The 21606-nt window shown below is 60.4% G+C and carries 12 protein-coding genes; 3 read left to right on the top strand and 9 right to left on the bottom strand.

Annotation, left to right across the window (positions count from 1 at the left end):
- Positions 1 to 316 precede the first annotated feature (316 nt).
- Entirely contained in the window at positions 317 to 1753 is a 1437-nt protein-coding gene (locus VGG64_00220; protein ID HEY1597992.1) for a DUF1501 domain-containing protein, read from the bottom strand.
- A complete protein-coding gene (locus tag VGG64_00225; GenBank protein HEY1597993.1) occupies positions 1750 to 4881 on the bottom strand; it encodes a DUF1553 domain-containing protein in 3132 nt (1043 codons plus the stop codon). The genes VGG64_00220 and VGG64_00225 overlap by 4 nt, the downstream gene beginning before the upstream one ends.
- Before the next feature lie 263 nt (positions 4882 to 5144).
- On the opposite strand from VGG64_00225, the gene VGG64_00230 reads away from it, so the two are divergent.
- Together VGG64_00230 and VGG64_00235 are read left to right on the top strand one after the other, a co-directional pair.
- Positions 5145 to 6575, top strand: a complete 1431-nt coding sequence (locus tag VGG64_00230; protein HEY1597994.1) for an arylsulfatase — start codon at positions 5145 to 5147, stop codon at positions 6573 to 6575.
- 264 nt (positions 6576 to 6839) lie between these two features.
- Positions 6840 to 8228, top strand: coding sequence for an HD domain-containing phosphohydrolase (locus VGG64_00235; GenBank protein ID HEY1597995.1), 1389 nt, complete (start codon positions 6840 to 6842; stop codon positions 8226 to 8228).
- A gap of 32 nt (positions 8229 to 8260) precedes the next feature.
- On the opposite strand, the gene VGG64_00240 is transcribed toward VGG64_00235, so the two are convergent.
- The 6 genes from VGG64_00240 to VGG64_00265 all read right to left on the bottom strand — a co-directional run bounded on the left by VGG64_00240 (position 8261) and on the right by VGG64_00265 (position 19276).
- The gene (locus tag VGG64_00240) at positions 8261 to 9616 is read right to left on the bottom strand and encodes an amidohydrolase family protein (GenBank protein ID HEY1597996.1); all 1356 of its coding nucleotides are present in this window, start codon (positions 9614 to 9616) and stop codon (positions 8261 to 8263) included.
- Positions 9617 to 9796: 180 nt separating this feature from the next.
- Complete coding sequence (locus VGG64_00245; protein ID HEY1597997.1) at positions 9797 to 13105, bottom strand: amidohydrolase family protein; 3309 nt, start codon at positions 13103 to 13105, stop codon at positions 9797 to 9799.
- Positions 13106 to 13316: 211 nt separating this feature from the next.
- Positions 13317 to 14210, bottom strand: coding sequence for a PIG-L deacetylase family protein (locus VGG64_00250; GenBank protein HEY1597998.1), 894 nt, complete (start codon positions 14208 to 14210; stop codon positions 13317 to 13319).
- 187 nt (positions 14211 to 14397) lie between these two features.
- A complete protein-coding gene (locus VGG64_00255; GenBank protein HEY1597999.1) occupies positions 14398 to 16122 on the bottom strand; it encodes an aldehyde dehydrogenase family protein in 1725 nt (574 codons plus the stop codon).
- A 252-nt stretch (positions 16123 to 16374) separates the two neighbouring features.
- Entirely contained in the window at positions 16375 to 18447 is a 2073-nt protein-coding gene (glgX, locus tag VGG64_00260; protein HEY1598000.1) for a glycogen debranching protein GlgX, read from the bottom strand.
- 64 nt (positions 18448 to 18511) lie between these two features.
- Positions 18512 to 19276: a hypothetical protein gene (locus VGG64_00265; GenBank protein ID HEY1598001.1), complete on the bottom strand. Its 765-nt coding sequence runs from the start codon at positions 19274 to 19276 to the stop codon at positions 18512 to 18514.
- Positions 19277 to 19511: 235 nt separating this feature from the next.
- Between VGG64_00265 and purM the strand changes: the two genes are divergently transcribed.
- The gene (purM, locus tag VGG64_00270; GenBank protein HEY1598002.1) at positions 19512 to 20573 is read left to right on the top strand and encodes a phosphoribosylformylglycinamidine cyclo-ligase; all 1062 of its coding nucleotides are present in this window, start codon (positions 19512 to 19514) and stop codon (positions 20571 to 20573) included.
- 42 nt (positions 20574 to 20615) lie between these two features.
- Here purM and VGG64_00275 read toward each other — a convergent pair.
- Positions 20616 to 21606 (bottom strand): thioredoxin family protein (locus VGG64_00275; protein HEY1598003.1); only part of this gene is annotated, 991 nt, incomplete at its 5' end.

The raw sequence follows: 21606 nt of genomic DNA on the forward strand, positions 1-21606 counted from the left end.
CCATCCAACTTGCTTCAACGGCAACGCGCCACCGGCCGGCAAGCCCGCCCCCATCTGCTCATCTTGCGAGGCATACACGGGGACGCGGGGCGCTTGCGTTTGTCAGGACTGTGCTGAGAATTGGCGGTGGACGAAACGCCATAGGGTATTCAAGCTCCCGAGGGCTGCCACTCCCCTCCCAATTTCAGTACCGGCGTCCGTGAGAGTTTCCGTTAAGGTTTAGCTTGCGTGTAGTGTCGGAAGGAACGGCGCAGATGCCGACTTGCAGTTGCCCGCCATGTGACTCGTGCTTTCGCGGACGAAACTGCATTGCGTTTCAGGCGAGGATTTCTGGAACCAGCTTTCCGTGGACGTCGGTGAGGCGGAAGTCGCGGCCTTGAAAGCGGAACGTGAGACGCTCGTGGTCGAAGCCCAGGCGGTTGAGAATCGTGGCGTTCAGGTCGTGAATATGCACCGGGTCGCGGACGATGTTATAGCCAAACTCGTCCGTTTCGCCGTGCACGACGCCAGGCCGGATGCCGCCGCCAGCCAACCACATCGAGAAGCAGCGGCCGTGATGATCGCGACCGTAATCGTCTTGCAACCCCCCTTGGCAATAGACGGTGCGACCGAACTCGCCACCCCAAATCACGAGTGTATCGTCGAGCAACCCTCGTTGTTTTAAGTCCTGAATCAGGGCGGCCTGACCTTGGTCGATGTCGCGACATTGCTTCGGGATATTCGTCGGCAGTCCGGCATGCTGATCCCAGCCGCGATGATAAAGTTGCACGAAGCGCACGCCTCGTTCCAGCAGCCTGCGTGCCAACAGACAATTGCTTGCGAAACTACCGGGCCGTCGCGCATCCTCGCCGTAAAGTTGAAATGTGGCTGCCGTTTCGGATGACAGGTCGGCCAGCTCCGGCACCGACGATTGCATTCGGAACGCCATTTCGTATTGCGCGATGCGGGTGGCGATCTCGGGATCGCCCGTTTCGTCGTAGTGTTGCTCGTTCAGTTGCGTGATGCCATCGAGCATTTGGCGACGTAGCGTGCTGTCGATTCCGGGGGGATTCGACAAATACAGCACGGGATCACCAACACTGCGCAGCTTCACGCCTTGATGGCTCGTCGGCAAAAAGCCGCTTCCCCACAAGCGGTCGAGCAAACCTTGATTGGAATCGTTGCCGCTTCCGTGCGAGATGAGCACGACGAACGCCGGCAGTTCTTCCGTAGCGCGCCCTAGGCCGTAGCTAACCCACGCGCCCAGCGAAGGCCGGCCTGGCTGCTGCGAGCCGGTCTGCAAAAACGTGATGGCCGGATCATGATTGATCGCCTCGGTGTGCATCGAGCGAACGAGGCACACTTCGTCGATAACGCGACCAGTATGCGGCAACAATTCGCCGAGCCAGGTTCCCGACTGGCCAAATTGTCGAAAGCCGAATTTCGGCGCGACTACGGGAAAACTTTTTTGGCCGGACGTCATACCCGTCAAACGCTGGCCCTGGCGAATCGAATCGGGAAGCTCCGAGCCGTGCAGCCTGCGGAGTTCGGGCTTGTAGTCCAACAATTCCAACTGCGACGGCCCGCCCGACTGAAATAAGTAGACGATGCGCTTGGCGGTCGGCGCAAAATGCAGATTCCCGAGTGGCGTCGGCGCCGCGTAGCCTTCGGTGCTCAGCAAAGATGCCAAGGCGGCCGTGCCAATGGCCGTTCCGCTACGACCAAAGAACTGTCGGCGTGCGATTCGTGCGCAGGCTTCGCTGATCGGCGTCATGACTTAGAGATCGCCTCATCGAGATTCAGGAGCATGCTCATCACAACGGTCCAGGCGGCCAGGTCCAAGCGTTCGAGATGAGGGTCGGACTTCGTGTATCCCACCTGCAGCAGTTTTTCCGCGGCGGCCGGGTCGCGGTGAAATTGTGCGAGCGCCTTACGATACGTGTCGAGAAGTAGCTCTTCTTCTCTGGCGTGCGGACGGCGGCACAAAACACGCTTGTAGGCGAATGCGAGTCTTTCCGTCTCACTGCCGGCATGCTGCAGGGCGTGCTCGGCAAGGTGCCGCGCGGCCTCCACGTAGGTTGGATCATTGAGAAGAATCAGTGCTTGCAGCGGGGTATTGGTCGTGGCCCGTCGAACCACACAGGTCTCACGATCTGGAGCGTCGAAAGACGACATTGTCGGCGGCGGGCAGGTGCGTTTCCAAAAAGTGTACATGCTGCGACGATACAATCCCTCGCCCACGTCAATGACATACTTTTCCCGTCGTTCGACGGACACGTCTTCCCACAGCCCTTCTGGCTGATAGGGCTTCACGCTGGGGCCACCAACGCGCGCCTGCAGCAGTCCACTGGCCGCGAGCGCCGCATCGCGGAGCGTTTCTGCCGGCAGCCGTCCGCGTGGCCCGCGCGCCAGCAGGCGATTCACAGGATCTTTGGCTAGCAACTCGGGCGTGACCCGTGAAGATTGTCGATAGGTAGCAGACAACGCTATCTGCTTGAGGATGGCGCGAGTATTCCAGCCACTTTGGATCAGCTCGGTCGCCAACCAATCGAGTAGCTGGGGATGGCTCGGCAACGCCCCCTGCACACCAAAGTCGGCGCTGGTTTCCACCAGCCCCGTGCCGAATAACATCTCCCACCAGCGATTCACCGCCACACGCGCGGTCAAAGGGTGGCGTGGGTCGACGAGCCATTGTGCCAGGCCCAATCGATTGCGCGGCGCATCTTTGGAAAGTTCCAAGAGCGTAGCCGGCACATCGGCCGAGACTTCGGCCACATGCTGATCGTAGCGGCCTCGACTCAACAAATATGTCGGCCGCGGCGGAGACGCTTCTTGCATCACCATCATGCTGGGAATAGCGAGGCGGACGTCCTCGACCTGCTTCTGTAGATCGGCCAATTCTGTGCGCAGTTGCCGTGTCTGTGGGTCGATCTGATTCACAAAATATTGGCGTATCAAGTCGTGCTGCGGCATCGATCTTTGCACGGGCGGGATCGAAAGGCAGTTTTGCAAAGCCACAAGGTCTTGGCCTGTGGCGAGCTGGGCAACTTGATCGGTATTGAGGACTCGGTGGTAGACCTGCACGTCGTCGATCAATCCTTTGAACGGAGCCGACGTCTGCCGCCGACCAATATGAAAGGGCTTGTCAGTCTGGATCGTGCCGCGCAGCGTATCCGCGCTGACGTCGGTCTCCTGCAAACGACCGTCGATGTAAATCGCAACGCCTGACACGCGCCGCGAGCCGTCATACGTAACCACGAGGTGCTGCCAGGCGTCCTGGCTGAGGGGCTTCTTGGTAATGATCTTTAGCGCATCGTCCGGCCAGGCGTGGACAAAATGCGTGGCTACCTTGCCACCTTCCAGGATGATGTCGTAGCCGCGAAAGGCGTTCACCTCATCCATCTTGGAAAGCACGGCCATCGCGTCGGTCGACTGCGGCCGTACCCAGACCGCGAACGACAGCGGCTCTTCGCTTTCAAATGTTCCGCCTGCGGCGAATTCGACAGTCGTCGTGCCGTCAAACGCGAGCGCTGTCCCCAGCTTCCCAGGCTCACGAGATACTCGCCCTAGAATCACGCCCTGCTGTGCGGGGTTCAGTTCATTGAGAACGATTTCGGGATGAAACTCGTTTTCGTCAACATTCGACTCATCGAATGCGGCGCGCAACATCAACCCGCCCGGCGCGAAGTTCGCAAGCTGCTCGGCGGACAGGCTTTTTTCCCACAGGTCCGCTTCGGAAGGGGCGTCTGCCAGTCGTCGCTGCACCGATTGTTCGAGTTGCTGGCGCCGGTCGTCAAGTTGCGCCAATTGATCTCGCTGCGCTGCGCTGGGGACTGCCAAGAGCGGCTCGGCCATCTTCCCTTGGCTGTAGCTCACGATCTTGTCGGGCACATTGTTCAAGAATGCCGAGAATTTGTAGTAGTCTCGCTGCGTGATCGGATCGTACTTGTGATCGTGACAGCGGGCGCATTGCATCGACAACGCCATGAACGCCGTTGAAACCGTGTGCACGCGGTCGGCGACATATTCCGCGTGATACTCCTCCTCGATGACGCCACCTTCGGTGGTCAGAACGTGATTGCGGTTGAATCCGGTCGCCACACGCTGCGATAGTGTTGCCTGGGGGAGCAGATCGCCAGCCAGTTGCTCGGTGAGGAATTGGTCGTACGGCATGCCCTGTGCGAAGGCATCAATGACCCAATCGCGCCAAGGCCACATCGTGCGCACTTCATCATTGTTGTAACCATTCGTGTCGGCATAGCGGGCCAGATCCAGCCAGTGCATCGCCATTCGCTCGGCATGCCGAGCTGAATTGAGCAGACGATCAACCACCTGTTCATAGGCCAGAGTCGTGTCGTCAGAGAGAAACGCGTCGAGCTCGTCCGGCAAAGGGGGAAGCCCTGTTAGATCGAGAGTGACTCGCCGCAACCAGGTCGCGCGATCCGCCTCTTCGGCGGGAGCCAGGCCTTCAGCTTCTAGTCGATGGAGAACAAAATGGTCGATCTCGCCGCGGGGCCAGGTCGCTTGCCGTACGATCGGCGTCTCGTGGCGTTGCGGTGCCGTGAATGCCCAATGTTGAGAATACGACGCGCCGCCGGCGATCCAACGCCGCAGCACGTCGCGCTGTTCCGACGTCAACGGCTTCTTCGCTGCCGCGGGCGGCATGATCGTCTCAGAGTCTGTCGCATCAACCCGCGCCAGCAAGTGGCTGGACTCCGGTTTGCCTGGCACGATCGGCGTCTCACCACTATCCGCTGGACGCAGCGCCACATCGCGCAGATCCAACCTCAAACCGGCCTGCCGCGAAACCCCGTCCGGCCCATGGCAACTCCAACAATGATTCGACAGGATCGGGCGCACATCCCGATTGAAGTCAATCGCGTCGGCGGCTCGTACAGCCACCGATGGTTGCCATATCCAGCAAGCATAAAACACCATGCGCCAGAAGGTGTTCTGGAATCTGGAGCGATGCTGATAGCCGAATGATGCCACGTGGAACTGTCCCCTAAACAACATCGAAGAGGCAGCATGTTTCTTTGAAGCACACGAACTGATTAAACGACCCGCCAGGGAGCCGTAGCAGACAGTGTTAATGAGACCTATTATGTCAGACTGATGACCGTCGTACACTGTTCTTGGCCGTTCATGCCTGCGAGCCCGTCGTCATGCGATACCAACTGACTGTGCGATTACTACAAAAAATAGCTGCACTTATCGTTGTTGCGACTGTCGCATTGCATGGCGATTCCCCTTCAAAAGCAGCCGATAACGCGGATTTGCCGCGTAGTCCGAATATCATCGTTATCCTGGCGGATGATCTTGGCTATGGTGATTTGCACTGCTATGGGCAACAAAGAATCCAGACGCCGCGGTTAGACCGTCTGGCGGCCGAGGGCGTCCGCTTTACCGATTGTTACGCCGGTTGCACGGTCTGCGCCCCCAGCCGATGCACTCTAATGACCGGCCTGCATACCGGGCATTGCCGTATTCGCGGCAATGCGCAGGTGCCTCTGGAAGCGAACGATGTCACCGTGGCCGAAGTGCTAAAAACGGCCGGCTACGCGACAGGCATCATTGGCAAATGGGGGCTGGGGGAAGCCGGTACTTCAGGCGCTCCGAACGAGCAGGGCTTCGACCACTGGTTCGGCTACCTCAGCCAGCATCATGCGCACAATTATTATCCAGACTTTCTCTGGCGCAACCGAGACAAGGAACCCGTGGTCGGCAATGTCGTGCGCGATGGGGTCGCTAGCGAGCGCGCTGTGTACTCGCAAGATCTTTTCGTGCGCGAAGCGATAACATTTCTCGATCGCCAGCAGGCGCACCCCTTCTTCCTGTATCTTGCGTTCACGAGCCCGCACGCCAACAACGAGGCCGGAAAGCAAGGCATGGAGGTCCCCAGTGACGCGCCCTATACGAATGAATCGTGGCCGCAGCCGCAGAAGAACCATGCCGCGATGATCACGCGCTTGGATCGAGATATCGGCATCGTGCTCGATCACTTGCAGGATCTTGGAATCGCCGACAAGACGATCGTACTTTTCTCCAGCGATAACGGTCCGCACAAGGAAGGTGGCGCCGACCCGAACTTTTTTCACAGCTCCGGTCCCTTGCGCGGAATCAAGCGCGATTTGTACGAGGGAGGCATTCGAGTGCCGGGCATAGCGAAGTGGCCCGGCCAGATTGCGGCCGGATCTACGTCGGACTTGCCCTGGGCTTTCTGGGATGTCTTGCCCACGCTGGCCGAGATCGCGCAGGTGCAGCCACCAGCCGGCTTGGACGGAATCTCGATCCTGCCCACGCTCGTCGGCCCCCCGCGCGCGGGCCACACGCAACAACACCACGATTATTTGTACTGGGAGTTTCACGAGCGCGGTTTCCAGCAAGCGATTCGGACTGGCAATTGGAAGGGAATTCGATCCGGCATGTCGACGCCGATCGCGCTCTACGACCTTGCGAGCGATATTGCCGAGACCCGGAACGTCGCAGACGCAAATCCGCAGGTCGCCGCCAAGCTCACGGCGCTGATCGATTCCGCCAGAACCGAATCGCCCGATTGGCCACTCCCCGCCGGCGCGCAACCGTCCAAGCACTGAGCATTCGGTGCATCCCACTGCGCGTGGCACCCTCTCAATGCGAGGCCCGCTCACTCCCCGCGCAATACCTCCCGCACGATCCGTGCAATACGTCGCCGACGGCAGTTCCGGTTCTCGGGAACCTGCTAGCGGCGCGGTTTACAGCGGTCGCAGCACTAGCCCATGTTCGACGAACGGTCACTCGCCGGAGCAGTACATGGGACTCTAAGATCATTTTCCGACGTAAGGTTTCGTTGGCAAACACAATTCCGCGGAGCAGCGGCCGTGCATAAGCAAGGGGCCAAGGTAAGCGCACGTTGGCTATGGGTGCTCGCATTGGCAAGCTGCCAAATGCTGTGCCTGATTGTCACGCTTGCCTGGTACGGCAAGTTACTGGAACGGGGCCTGACGCTGGCCCTGCGCGGACAGATTGCCGCCGTCAACTCGGAGGTCGTCGGAGAATTCGCCGCGTTTGTGGGCGAATGGGGCATATCGGACTTGCGTCCCGGCAGCCAAGACTTTCAACGCGTGCAATCGCTGATCGAACGCTTCCGGCTGCCCAATAACGGCTACCTGTACCTGGCAGATGCCCGCACCGGCAAGATCATCTGTCATCCCACGCTGCAGGACGACGCGCGCGGCCCGGTGGTGCCTTCCGACCCGAAGCTCATCGAGCAAACGCTGGGCAAGATTACCCCTGGAGGCACGATCGGCGGCTGGGTCGATTTGCCCGACGGCACGCACTATTTCACGATCCGCGATCTGGCGGACTGCGGCGCACTATTAGTCGCCGATCAGCACGAAGGGGAAAACTGGGCCGTGGTCGATCATATCACGACTCCGTTGTGGACATTTGGGGCGTTCGTAACCGTGGTCCTGGTGCTGCTGGGGACCGCCTTCAGCATGGGCATCATCCACGGATACGAGAATACCCTCGAGAACATCAATGCCCGTCTCGAGCGAACCATAGCGCAGCGGTCTCGGGCGCTCGTGAACACACGCGATGCCGTCATCTTCGGCCTGGCGAAACTGGCAGACTCGCGCGATGCGGAAACGGGCGAGCACTTGGATCGAGTCCACGAGTACATCGCCATCCTCGCCAAGGAACTCGCCAGGCACCATACCGGCATCGACGAGGAATATATCGAACGGCTCAAGTTGGCCTCTTCGCTGCACGACATCGGCAAAGTGGGCATCCGCGACGAGATCCTTCTCAAGCCCGGAAAGCTGACCAGCGAAGAGCGCAAGGTCATGCAGACGCACGGAGTGATTGGCGCGCGCTGCCTGGCCTCGATCCAGCAGCGATTGGGAGATGACGACTTTCTCGACATGGCCTGCGAAATTGCCGCTGCTCATCATGAGCGGTGGGACGGTCTGGGCTATCCCTATGGGCTTAAAGGGGAGGAGATCCCGCTCTCGGCGCGGATCGTCGCAGTGGCCGACGTTTACGATGCCCTCACGACGCAGCGCGTCTATCGCGATGCGATGCCGCACGAAGAGGCCATGCAGCTGATCCTCTCTGGCGCAGGCACGCAGTTCGACCCCTCGGTTGTCGACGCATTTCGAGCTTGCATCGACAGCATTGAACAGGTCGCCGAGAAATTCTCGAGCGGAGAATACCAGCCCATATCGCCGGTGGCTGACGACAAGAGCGCTGCCGAAGTCGTCTTTTAAGCCCCGCTAACGCTTCACACCGCGCTCGATCGTCAGGGATTCTTAATCCCCTGGCGGCGGTACTTTTCTTTGTACTTCTCCCACAGCCGTTTGTGCCGGTCAGTCAATTGCACCGTGCGGCCTTGAATGTAGGCCGCCGTGACCTGTGTGGGAATCTCGAGCGGGTCGCCGCTGGTGACGATCAACGTCGCATCCTTGCCCGCATCAAGTGTCCCCACGCGGTCGGCCACGCCGAGGATCTGAGCCGGGTAAATCGTAATTGCCTTCAGCGCCTCTTCCGCCGGCAGACCGTGCGCCGCGGCCGTACCGGCATGATAGGGCAGGTTCCGCAAGTTCGACGGCAACGATCCCGAAGCGCCGCCAATTACGCCCGCGATACAAAAGGGAACGCCCGCAGCCTGCAAGCGAGCAGGCACAGTAAAGGGAGCGTCGTAGGCATCCATGCGGCGCCGTGGCAGGCGATGGACGCCCCCCACGATAACCGGCACAGCATTCTTTTTTAGCAAATCGATACACTCCGGCGCGTCATACCCTCCGACGATCACCAGACGCAGCCCCTCTTGCTCTGCAAATGCCACGGCCGATTGAATTTGCTGAATATCCTCGGCATCGACGAACACCGGAATCTTCTTTTCCAAGACGGGGATCATCGCCTCCCAGCGGATGTCGAACTCGGGCGCGGCTGCACCGCTGGACTGCTGCGCGCGCTTGGCCGCCAAATACGCCCGGGCATCGACTACCGCGCGACGAATCGTCTTGAGAGCTTTATCGCGATCCCGTCCGGCGGGCGCCTCGCCGGGTTCACTCAGGGCCGCTTCAACGGGTGCCATGCGCGGCCAGCTGATGTGCATGCCGACGTCTGGTTTCAGGCACATGTCTTCCCAGGTCCAGCCATCGAGCTGCATGCAAGCCGACAAGCCCGTGATCAAGCCGCCACTAGGCACCGTCAGCACGGAAAGCACGCCGCCGGAACGACCAACGGGAATCAATTCGCTATCGGGATTGAACGCCACCTGCGCCTTTACGTTGGGATTGATGTCTCCCGTTTCGGCCTGGTCTCGCGATCCACGAACCGAGGGAATTTCGACCAGGCCCAGCTGCGTATTGGCATCGATGAGTCCCGGGTAAACATGCTTGCCCGCAATGTCGACGCGTTCGGCATCCGCCGGAACCGCCACTTCACGCCCGACGGCCACGATCTTACCGTCCTGAAATAGCAGCGTTGCGTTCTCGATCACGGGCCCACTTACTGGATGCACCGTCCCGCCCACCAGCGCAATCGGCCGCTGCTGCGCCGCGCCAGGCACCTCGGGCGTCGCCATTGCGCGGCGGCCCTCGCCCAGTCCACCGAATACAACTGCCAGGATAATTATCAGGCAATGTCTCATGATGTACCTTCCCAAAACCGCATATGGGCCGATCAAATGCGTGAATGCGTTATTCATAATCAAATTAAGTGCCGTCACTTCTCTTCATTCGTGTAATTCGTGGTTACAAGCTGTTTGCTTTTTTGCGATGCAATTGAATAGTCAACGCCTGGGAAGACGTAAAGACCGCGATCCATTGCGCTAATGGTCATGATCGTGAATTCCGCCGTGGCAGAAGAGGTCTTCCCGCGGCCAGAATGCTGATTCACGCTTCTTTTCCTCGTCGGGCCCCACGGTCGGTTCCCCCGAGCTGAGAATTCGCTGCACCAAGGCTGCATGCAGGGTAGCGGCCGCGCGGCGCTGTTGACGATCCTCTTCGGCGTCGAAATATCGTCGGCCGTCGATCCAAGTCTGCTCGCAACGGCTGTAGGTCGACAGCGGCGAGGCGCTCCACACGACAACATCGGCGTCTTTGCCAGGCTCGAGCGATCCGACCCATCGATCAATGCGCAATTGTTTGGCTGGATTCAGGGTAACGAACTTGAGCGCCTCTTCGGCGGGAACCCCTCCGTATTTGACGGCCTTGGCCGCCTCGGTGTTCAACCGCCTGGCCAACTCGGCATCGTCCGAGTTGAACGACACCACGACTCCGGCGTTGTGCAACAGGGCACCGTTGTAAGGAATCGCATCGAGCACCTCGAACTTGTAGGCCCACCAGTCTGAAAAGCTCGAGCCGCCAACACCATGCTTGGCCATCACGTCGGCCACCTTGTAGCCTTCCAGGATGTGTTGAAACGTGGCGATCTGCACGCCGAACGCCTCACAAGTGCGCAACAATGCCAGAATCTCGTCCTGCCGATACGAATGGCAATGGATTAGCCGCTTACCTTCGACGACCTCGGCCAATGCCTCGAGTTCCAAGTCCACGCGTGGCGGCAAGCCGACCTTGGTCCGCTTCCATTCTTCCTGCGTCTGGCGATATTGCTGCGCGGCGCGAAAGGCGTCACGCACGAGTTGCTCGACCCCCATGCGCGTCTGCGGATAACGACCGTTGGCCCGTTCGCCCCAGTTGCTTTGCTTGACGTTCTCGCCCAGCGCGAACTTGATGCCTTGCGGAGCGGCCACGAGTTTCATTTCTTCCGGCCCCGCGCCCCAGCGGAACTTCAGCACCTGGTTCTGGCCACCGATCGTATTGGCCGAGCCGTGCAAGATGTTAGAGCTGGTCACGCCGCCAGCCAGCTGCCGGTAAATGTTGATGTCGTTCGGGTCGACGAAGTCGCCGACACGAACCTCGGCCGTGATCGTCTGTCCCGATTCGTTCACGCCACCGTCGGTGGCGACGTGGGAATGGCAGTCGATCAGGCCCGCCGAGATATGTTTACCCGTGGCATTGACCACCACAGCCCCCGCCGGCGCGGCAAGGCCGGGACCGACGGCCTTGATTTTGCCCTGCTCGACCAGGACATCAGCGTTCTCCAGTCGACCTTGCGGACCACTCGTCCAAACCGTGGCATTGCGAAACAACACGGCGGCTGGCTGCTCAGGTGCGGTCGCGCGGCCGAATTCTCCCAGGGGATAGTTCACCTCAGCCAGGGCGCGGACCGGTTTCTTCGGCTCGGTATCTTTCTTCGCCACTTCGGCGGCGGGCTCGCCTTCTTTGGCGGGCGCGGCTGCTTTTGCCGCTGCGTCTTCGGTCGTCGCCGCAGGCTCAGCCGGTTTGGCCACTGCGGGCGCGTCGTCCGGCTTGGCCGCAGGCGCGGCCGGTTCGTCGGGCGTCTTTGTTTTCTCGCCTTCGGGTGCCTTCTCTTTTTTGTCGTCGGCGCTGGGCTCGGCATTGTCCGAGTCGGATGCTTTGGCAGGCGCATCACGCTTGGCAGTGCAGGCGGTCTTTTGGCCATCAGGCCAAACGATCGACCCCAGCCAGGATAGCTCGGGCGCGGCGTCAGTCACGGCGGCATTCGACTTCGAAACCGTCGCCGAGAGTTGCAGCACGCCGTCGATCCCGAGTGCCTCCCCCTTGAACGACGCCGAGAATTGCAAATCAGCCAGCGCAGGATTGGTCAGTGCGGTCGACTTGTCGCCCCGTTTGATCTTGCCCGAGAGCTTGGTCGGCTGCCCCTTGATCTCGAACTGAATCGATTCCTTGGCGCCGTCTGGCTTCGTAATCTCGACGGTCCACGTGCCGCGCATGTCCAACTGCGGTTCGGTCTCCACCTCATAGCGTACGCCGTCGATCCAGGTCTCCAGGACCTTGGGCTTGCCGTGAAACAGGTCGCCACTGGCCACGATAATATGAGCCGCCTTGCCGGGCTCAAGCGTGCCCAGCCGACTCGCCACGCCGAACATCTCGGCGGGAGCGACTGTCAGTGCTCGCAAGGCTGCTTCGGGTGTCAGTCCTCGTTCAACCGCTTTGCGTACCGCCGCCAGAAACGTGCCGGCATCCTTCAAGCCGTGCGATGTGAGTGCAATCTTGATGCCGGCCGCCGCCAGACGCCCGGGGTTTTCTGGTGCGATGTCCCAATGCATTAGCCGTTCGAGCGACACGTTCATCGCGGACTCTGGCGTCGACACGCTGGGCGCCTTGGGAAAATCGAGCGGCACGATCACCGGACGATGCGTCGCCACGATGTCGGCCACGCGACGATACTCTTCACCCGACCCGTTGATGAGGACGTCCAGGCCAAACTCTTTACTGATCCGATCGGCGCGCAGGAAATAGAGCTCGTCCGGCGCGTCGATAACGACCGGCAGCTTGCCCCCTAGATAACCTCGCAAAGCGGCCAGGGCATCACTGCGTTCGGGACGAGGCAGATCTTGATTTGCCTGGTAGGCGTCCCACGCCTGGCCGTACCAACCGGCATCGTAGAACGCCTGCCGCACGAGCGTGTACGCCCCCATGGGAGAGTTCGGATAACCTCCCATGCCGCGGGCGGTGGTCAACTTGGCGTGCATGGCGACCTGATCGCGGATGATAGATTGCTTGCCCGCGTCGTCGCCGGTGGTTACCAGGGCGCTCGTCCCCTTGACGATTCCGGCCGACGGAGCGATCAGCCGCGCGGCAATTCCTTGCGATCGCAATTTGCGGTTCGCACCTGCATCGCCGGCGTATAGCATTGCGGCGCGTGTCTGGGCGGCGATGTTCGCGTTCCAATAGCCGGCTCCTGCCTTATCGTTCGCCGCAGCACGCGACCCGTCACCAGGCAACTCGCCGTAGGCATCGATGAAACCGGGGTAGATTGTCTTGCCGACCGCACTATGAACCTGCGCATCGGCCGGCGGCGCGATTTTTTCGCCGACCGCCACGATCACACCGTCGCGAATGACAATCGTGCCATTCTCGATCGTGCGGTCGGGCGAGACGATGATCTTGCCGCCGACGATGGCATGCACTGTCAGCGAGCCCTCGCGCAATCCCGGAAAGGGAGCAGTACGCGGTGCGGCGATCGCGATCGTCGACAACAGACAAAGTGCTACGACACTCGCGGTGAGGTAAATTCGTCGAAGTTGCATGGTCAAGGTTGCTCGGGTGGTTGTGCCGCGTCGCACGGGCCTTGTCAGATCTCGCGACCATCGCGAAGCAATGTCAGCCGGCGCGCTAGGGTTTTAGGGCTTATTGACCTAGCGCGCTTGTGGGCTGGACAGCCCGCAAGCTGCCTTTGACGATAACCCGCGGCGTTACACGATGCCAGCACGCGCAACGGGTGGCCAATTTAGCTCCCGTTCACTCGCCGTAGGCGGTCGAACGGCGGAACTGTTCGACGATCCGTCCCTCTTTCCGCTTAATCACGGGGCTGACGAGCAGGAATTTGGCAAGCGATGCGCGGCGTTCGGCCAGGTTATTCGGGTCGTAGGCTTTCAACATCGCGCCGAATTGGCTGGTGTGGGCCGCCGCGGCTTCGGCCTTTTTTTGCATGACGTCCGTGACGTCGACCGTGTAGTTCGGCTGGTTCGAATAAAAAAGAAATGCCACGGGCACCTTGTGATGCTTGAGTCCCTCTCGCTCCAACTCCGGAAAATACAACCGCCAAGCCGAGGCCCGCATGGCGTCGACCGTAATCTGCGCACCGCTGCGATGGTCGGATTTGTGCCACTGCTCATACGGCGCGCCCGGATCGATGGATAGCACGGCGTCGGGACGATGACGGCGAATCTCGCGCACAACCTGCTTGGTCAACTCGCGGCGATCGACATATTCCAACATGCCGTCGTCGTAGCCCAACCAGGTGATGTGATCCTTAGGGATGCCTAGCACCTGGCACGCGTCCTCTTCTTCCTGGCGGCGGATCTCGGCGAGCTTCTCCTTGGTCATGTCTGGATCGTTGGAACCGGCATTGTCCGTCGTGTAAATCAGGATCTGCACGTTGTTGCCGCCCGCGACCAGCAGCGATAACAACCCGCCCGATGTAAATGTATCGTCGTCCGGGTGGGGCGTTACCACCAAGACGGTCTTGTCGTGCCACTTCTCGATGCGATCGTCACCCGTGTATTCCGGCTCGGCGACGGCAACCTGCGCGCGAACACTCACCCCCGCCGTCAAAGATAGGGCCACGCCCACAACTACGGCCAACGTATCGAAGCAGCTCCATCGCGGCAGTTTGAATGGTGGAACAGTCATGGTGTAGTTTTCCAAGTGGAAGTATTTGGCCCGGAGCGTCCGGCGGGCACGATTGCGCAGAAGAAGGGCAGCAATCCGTCGCACCCACTCGCGTAGCGCCCGTCGCGCCGTAGCGCGATAACTTACCACCCGAAGCGCAGCACCGCCAACAAGCGACGCGCAGCAGCCTGCGCGTTTTTGGCTGTGCTTAGCCGCGCATCGCGGGCAGCATGAGCCCTGGCAGCTTCAACCACGAAGGATGGTTGGTCAGGTCCAAGGTTTTTCGCGCCAGGATATTGGCGGTGCGATGCGTGGGGAACCAGAACGGCTTGGGCATCATCGTAAGCGGCCCCTCGATCACGGTCTTTTGAGCCGAGTCGAGGAAATATGTGTTGTGGACCCAACCCAGCCCGCTCTTGGGATCTTCGAGCGTCCCTTCGGGAAATCCGCCCCACGGCGTACACATGAGCGCGTAAGAAATAGCCGGCCAATGGTTGATGCCGACGGTGCCAAATCGCAGTTGCGCGATGGTGTCCTGGAACCGATCTTCCATGCCCGGCTCGCGCCGCGACTTGGGATGAATCATGATCCCCGCGCCCAAATTGCCCCACAATTGATCGTTTACGAACTCTGGCACGCGTTCGAGAAATTCCTGCGGCGTGCTGGCATCCAGCGCCGTCTCGGCACAGACGCATACAAAGGACTCTTCCTCGAAATACTGCGGTGCCTGATCCTTCTTCACGTCGCGCACGAGCGTCCACGGCAATGTGCCCGGAGTCCCCGCTTCAGGCGGCCGGCCGGCGAAACGCGTGAAGCGTTCTTCAGCACCAGGGTAATAGGCGCGGCGGCGCGGAATGCGGGCGAGTACGGCTTCCAGCTTGTCGAGGAATCGCTGCCGATCGGGCCAGCTGCGACTGGTCACGATCATTTTGGTGGCGATGCAATTGAACGACGCGTTGTTCGTGATCATCGCGGCCACGTTCTCGGCCTGGAAATCCAGCTCACGATCGCTGTACGGGCCGGGAACGACGATCCATGGTGTCACGTTGCCGAGTTCGCTGGTGATGCGCTTTTGCAGCCGCGCCACACCGTCGGCCTTGCGCCGATCGCGTTCTGGGCCCGGAGGCCCCCACACGATCGTCTCGTGCGAATAAACCGAACCGGTGATATGAACTTCGTCGACCACCTGGTGCTCGATGGCATATGCTCCGGCATCGGCGCCGCCGTAGATAATGCGCAGGAAGCCCGCCTCGATCAGCGGCGCGAAGGCCTGGGCGAAGATGCCCCCCAGGTATTCATTCACCGGATTCATCTTCAGCAGGACGACCTTGCCCTCTTGAAAAAGCTTGCTGAAGGCATCTGTCGGTGCAATGCTGCTCACGTTGCCTGCGCCAAGCACCAGGGCGATGCCCGCCGGCGCCGTGCCCGGCCGAACTGTGCAGGCCATATGGTGGGCGAGGTTCTCGCGCGTTACGCCCGGTTGCATCCAGACGTCGGCGCGAAAGCCGGCGAAGAGAACCGAATCGTAAAGTCCGCGCGTGGGAAAAACCTGAATGCTCAACTGCCCGCTACGGGTTATAGCGATTTTTCCAGGCAAGCGGACAGAGCCGGTTTTCTCCAAATCCGACAGCGAGCGAATCAGCAATTTCAGATAGCGAACCGTGGCCAACGGTCCGGCCGCGGTCTCCTCGCCTTCAAGTGACGAACCCGGCTCGATCCCCTTGGCGCGGCAGGCCTCGGCAATCCATCCGTCCGAGGCGGCAATTGCTCCGTCCAAGCAAGCCTTGGCCAACTCGATGCGCTTGGCCAGTGGCAGATCGCGCCAACGATCTTTGGCCTGCGATAAGTCGTTGAGGCAGCGGTCGATCACGTCGCGCGACGTGACCTGACCCGTCCGCTCTTGATACAGCGAGGCGGCGGCGGCAATACTCATGGACGGGTCCTCCCACAAAGACCAAAGAGGCGGCGCGTCAGTGGCTCAGATCCGGCTGAGACGGATCCAGCGTAATTCAACTCTACTACAGCGCCGCGCCGCCCCTATTCTGCCGAAGCCGGCGAGTACCCGCTACCGATTTTGCCGCTTTTTTTCCGGCGCGGGGGGCTGCCCCCCGCGACCGCCTCGACCGGAAGCGGCGTTCAACCCGGTCCGCCGGCCTGCCGTCGTCCCCACATTCGGCAAGAGCCGCTACGTGGCCGAGACGTAGCAAACCAGGGTGTGGTCCAACAGCGTGAGCTTGCGATCCGGCACCAGTTCCGGACCGTCCAAATTCGGAAAGATATCGGCCGGACTTTCGGCCGAGGTATTGATGAACTGCCTCCATTTGATCCATCGCGCTGGACCCGGCACCGAAAAATCGCGAGGCAGTGAGCCTGCATGGCACATCAGCAGCACATGGCGAGGCGTTTCGTCCATATTCTGCGCCTGCGGCGCCGCTAAAAGGCAGGTCAGACTGAGGTCATCACTCGACCAGTCGACGGCGCCTGCCTCGGCGCTGAACCAGCTCACATCGGGAAGCATGCCTGGAGCCGTTGGTTCCCCCTTGAGAAAATTCGATCGCCGCAACGTGAGCTGCTTTTTGCGGAACCCAATTAACGCCTGCGTAAAACGGACCAGGTCGACGTTTGTTTCAACCAGCTCCCAGTCGAACCACGAGATTTCGTTGTCCTGGCAATAGGCATTGTTGTTGCCGCACTGCGTGCGTCGACATTCATCCCCCGACAGCAGCATCGGGACACCCTGGCTCAGGAAGAGCGTGGACAGAAAATTGCGCATCTGGCGGCCGCGAATGCGCTCGATGGCGCGGCGGTTCGTCGGCCCTTCGATGCCGTAGTTGTCGCTGTAGTTATTGTTGTCGCCGTCCCGATTATTCTCGCCGTTCAGCTGATTGTGCTTGCGCGTATAGGTCACCAGGTCATTGACCGTGAACCCATCGTGCGACGTGATGAAATTAATGCTGTGGTACGGCTGCCGAAACGGGGCATACAGATCGCTCGATCCGGCCAATCGCGTGGCGAAGTCGCCCAAGGTCCCCTGGTCTCCACGCCAAAAGCGACGCGCATCGTCGCGATAGCGACCGTTCCACTCTGCCCAGCGTAAATTCGCAAACGAGCCGACCTGATAGGCGCCCGCGGCGTCCCACGCTTCGGCAATGATCTTGGTGTCGGCCAATAACGGGTCTTCGGCGATCGTTTCCACCAGCGGCGGATTCGGCAGCAATTCGCCGTTACGGTCGCGGCTGAGCACCGACGCCAGGTCGAAACGGAATCCGTCGACGTGGTAGTTCAACACCCAATGCCGCAGACAAAGGAAGATCAATTCCCGCACGATCGGATGGTTACCGTTGACCGTGTTACCGCAGCCCGAGTAATTGCGGTAAGAGCCACCGCCATTCTCGAGCATGTAGTAAACGCGATTCTCCAACCCCTTGAAGCTGAGCGTGGGTCCGTTCTCGTTCCCCTCGGCCGTGTGATTGAAAACGACATCGAGGATCACTTCGATGCCGGCCTGGTGCAAAGCCCGCACCATCTGCTTGAACTCGACGGTCTGGGCGCCCGGCTCAGGACTCGCGGCGTAGCCACGATGCGGCGCGAAGAAGGCCAGCGGATCATAGCCCCAATAGTTGGACCGTTCGTCCTTCGAACCAAAGCAATTGTTCATCGGGTATTCGTGAACCGGCATCAGCTCGACGGCCGTCACGCCCAACGATTTCAGATAGGGAATCTGCTCGATGACGCCCAGATAGGTGCCCGGATTCTCGACACCACTCGTCGGCGACCGGGTAAAGCCCCCCACGTGCATCTCGTAGATGACGGTATCGGCCAGGCTGCGCCGCAAATGGCGGTCTCCCTGCCAATCGAAGGTATCGTCGATGACGACACATTTGGGGGGGCGAATGACCCCGCCCGTGCCCGGCAGGAAATTGCCCGCCAAAGCGCGCGCGTAGGGATCGATCAACCGAGCGCGACCGTCGAATCGGTGGCCGTGCTGGGGGTCGAAGGGCCCGTCAGCTTGCAAGTGATAAAGCTGACCGGGACCGACGCCGGGAATGAATATGCTCCAGATGTCGCCCCAGCGGTCGTTGTCGGCATCGTAGGGAATAACATCCGTGGGCTCGGCGTCGTCGACATTGTCGTACAGCATCAGCCGCATAGCCGTGGCCGAACGACTAAAGACAACGAACTGAACGCCGCCATCAACGGGAATCGCGCCGTAGGGAAGCGGGTGGGTAAACTGCAGTGTCGGATGCGAAAGGGGCATGAACTTTCAACTCTGAGGTGGTCCCAAGGTGAATACTCCTCGGCTGTGTTGAAGCATACCACGCTCAGGGCGCAACACGGACGCGAAACGTCATGTGGCAATCCTCGCAGCTTTTGCCGAGATTAACGAGCGCCGTTTCGGCCGCCGCCTTGTTACCAGCATGTACTTCTGCGTTCACGGCACCTGCCGCATCGCGCATTTCGCCGCACAACTGATACCACTTGCCAAGGTCGTCCGGATTCTTGACTTCATGCGTATCGTAGGTCGACACCTGGGCGATGGCCGCTAGCACGGCCGCATCGCGGGCGATGTCGTCCTTGCGCTCGTCAAAGCGACGCAAGTTGCGTCGCAGGCGATTGTTCACGAACGTGACCTGCTTCATCATCTGACCCAACCCGGCCACGCGCTCCCACTTCGCCGCGGGAGCAGCACCGGCTTTGCCGTTGACGGCATCCTGCACGCCCGTCAGGGCTTGCTTGGCGGTGCCGTAGTCCTTGGCCTTGGCCAGTTGTTGAGCCGCAACCACTAGCGCCGGCGCGCTGGCCTTGAGACGGTGGTCCTGGTCGTGCATCGCCAGCACCAGTGCGATCGCCGCCAGGGTGTGCGCATCTTTGGCGACCTGGCGAGACTTGTCCGTATAGGCCTGTGCATCGGCCAATGGTTCGTTGAAGCTCTCTACGTACAGATCCACCTGCTTGATCAGATCGTCGGCCGGAATCACCTTCGACATCGATGGCGGCTCAGGAGGATTCCCCACCACAACGCCTACCAATACAACCAGCGGCACAACCACGTTCAGGGCAAGCAACCAAACCATGACGCGCTTCAAGGGAATTCTCCGTCGGCAGAAAATAAAGTAGCCAAAATCGTGAGTGGACAAATCTGTGATCCGCCCTCGCTCTGCGGTTCAAGTGTATCGGGGGAAAGTGGCTCTGTTGAGATACATACTTGGCGGGTCACCGGATTCTTTTGGTCAATTTCGACCTCGACTTAGGCCGTTTGACAGACAATTGCGCTACGACCTACAATTCTTCTCTTTCTCGCGGGCCAACCCAATAAGTTGAATGGCCAAGACCACTTACAAAGACGCCGGACTGGACCTGGAACTTTATGCCGAGGCTATGTCGCGGTTGCCGCGATTAATGTCGCGCACGCACTCGCCGCGCGTGATGCCGCTTCCGGGTGGGTTCGCCGGTTTATTTCAGCTTGATTTCTCCAGCCCGCTGTTTGCCCGCAAGTACGAGGATCCGGTGCTGGTTTCTTGCACCGACGGCGTGGGCACGAAACTCAAGGTGGCCAGCCTGACGGGCCGGCACGATACGGTGGGCATCGACCTGGTGGCGATGAGCGTCAACGACGCGCTTTGCTGCGGGGCCGAGCCGCTATTTTTTCTCGACTATGTGGCCATGGCCAAGGATGATCCGCCGCTGCTCGAGCAGATCGTGAGCGGCATTACCACCGGCTGTCTGCAAAGCGACTGCGCACTGTTGGGCGGCGAGACAGCAATCATGCCCGATCTGTACGCGCCAGGCGATTACGACTTGGCCGGTTTCTGTGTCGGCGTTGTCGAACGCCGTCGCGTGATCGATGGGCGCGCGATCGCGGCGGGTGACGTGGTGCTGGGTCTGGCCTCGAGCGGACTGCACTCCAATGGCTTCAGCCTGGTGCGGAAAGTTGTCTTTGAACGCGCCGGCCTGTCCGCGGACGATTACATCGACGAATTATCGAGCAGCGTGGGCGATGTACTGTTGACCCCCACGCGGATCTACGTGCAGCCGCTCCGTAAGATACTCGCCCACTACAAGGTCAAAGGGGTCGTACACGGCATCGCGCACATCACCGGCGGCGGCTTGCTGGAGAATCTGTCGCGCATTTTGCCAGAGAACGCCCGCGCCGAAATCGACCGTGGCAGTTGGGACACCCCGCCCGTGTTCCCCTGGCTAGCGCGACTGGGCGAGATCGACGATGACGAGATGGCGCGCGTCTTCAACATGGGTCTGGGACTGACGCTGGTCGTGAGCCCGTTCTACGCCGACAGCATCATCCAGCAATTGGCCGACGAAGGTGTCGATTGCTTCTCCATCGGCCGAATCGTGGCCGGCGAGCGCGGCGCCGTGTGGGCATAAGCTCTAGTTCTAGGCGCCGTTCGCATCAGGGGACGGTCGTTCTCACGGAACCGTCTTGAGGGCCGTGAGCTGCGATCCGCTCTTCGACGGTCCAGCCGCCCGGAGGTTATCCAACACCTGCCCCTTGGTCACCAGATCGCTAAAGATGATCGGCTGATTGGGGTGGTCAGCGGGAAAAATGGCATAGACCGGAATCGAATTTCGGCCCAGCAGATTGAGCATCTCCTTGATCTCGTCGGACTCTTCCGTCCAGTCCGCCTTGAGCGGAATAATTCCATACTCGCTGACCAGTTTTCGCACGTCGTTCGTGTTAATGGCAACGCGCTCGTTGGTCTTGCAGGTCAAGCACCAGTCGGCGGTGAAGTCCACGAATACCGTCTTGCCTTCGGCCGTGAGCCTGGTCAGCGCTTCGCGCGAAAAAGGTTGCCAGGGCAGCACATCGGCCCCCGGCACTAGCCATGTAAAGGCGAAGAGCCCGACCGCCGCCGCCACGGCGCATCCGCCAGCCCACGCCGCAAGCTTGCTCCCCAATTCGGCCGTAAGTGGCGTGCGGCCAATCCACCAGCAGCACATCCACAGCCCGACGAGGAATCCGAAGGCCGGGACAACGTAGTCCTGCTTGATACTCATGAACAGAAAGACCACTGTGCCCAGTAGCACGAAGCCCATGAGTTGCTTGAACGTATCCATCCACACGCCGGGCTTTGGCAGGAAGCGAATCAGGTGCGGAAAGGCGCCAATCAGCAAATAGGGACTGGCCATCCCCAATCCGACGCACAAAAAGATCGCGTAGATTACGACCGGCGGTTGTCGCAGCAGCAATCCGAAAAGTGGTCCGAGGAACGGTCCGCTGCAAGGCGTGGCCAGAATCGTCGTGAAGACGCCCTTGGCGAACGCCCCAGCGGCCCCCTCCTGGGTCGCCATTTGGCCAGCGGTGCCGCTACCGACGAAGCCCGGAATCGGAATCTCCCACACTCCCAGGAAGCTTAACGCCATCACGAACACCAAGGCCGCCATGCCAATGGTGAACCAC

The sequence above is a fragment of the Pirellulales bacterium genome (assembly GCA_036490175.1).
In the GTDB taxonomy this organism is placed as follows: domain Bacteria; phylum Planctomycetota; class Planctomycetia; order Pirellulales; family JACPPG01; genus JACPPG01.

Coding starts and splice junctions, on each gene's coding strand:
- VGG64_00220 (HEY1597992.1), bottom strand. CDS start 1,753: ATGACGCCGATCAGCGAAGCCTGCGCACGAATCGCACGCCGACAGTTC.
- VGG64_00230 (HEY1597994.1), top strand. CDS start 5,145: ATGCGATACCAACTGACTGTGCGATTACTACAAAAAATAGCTGCACTT.
- VGG64_00240 (HEY1597996.1), bottom strand. CDS start 9,616: ATGAGACATTGCCTGATAATTATCCTGGCAGTTGTATTCGGTGGACTG.
- VGG64_00245 (HEY1597997.1), bottom strand. CDS start 13,105: ATGCAACTTCGACGAATTTACCTCACCGCGAGTGTCGTAGCACTTTGT.
- VGG64_00250 (HEY1597998.1), bottom strand. CDS start 14,210: ATGACTGTTCCACCATTCAAACTGCCGCGATGGAGCTGCTTCGATACG.
- VGG64_00255 (HEY1597999.1), bottom strand. CDS start 16,122: ATGAGTATTGCCGCCGCCGCCTCGCTGTATCAAGAGCGGACGGGTCAG.
- glgX (HEY1598000.1), bottom strand. CDS start 18,447: ATGCCCCTTTCGCATCCGACACTGCAGTTTACCCACCCGCTTCCCTAC.
- purM (HEY1598002.1), top strand. CDS start 19,512: ATGGCCAAGACCACTTACAAAGACGCCGGACTGGACCTGGAACTTTAT.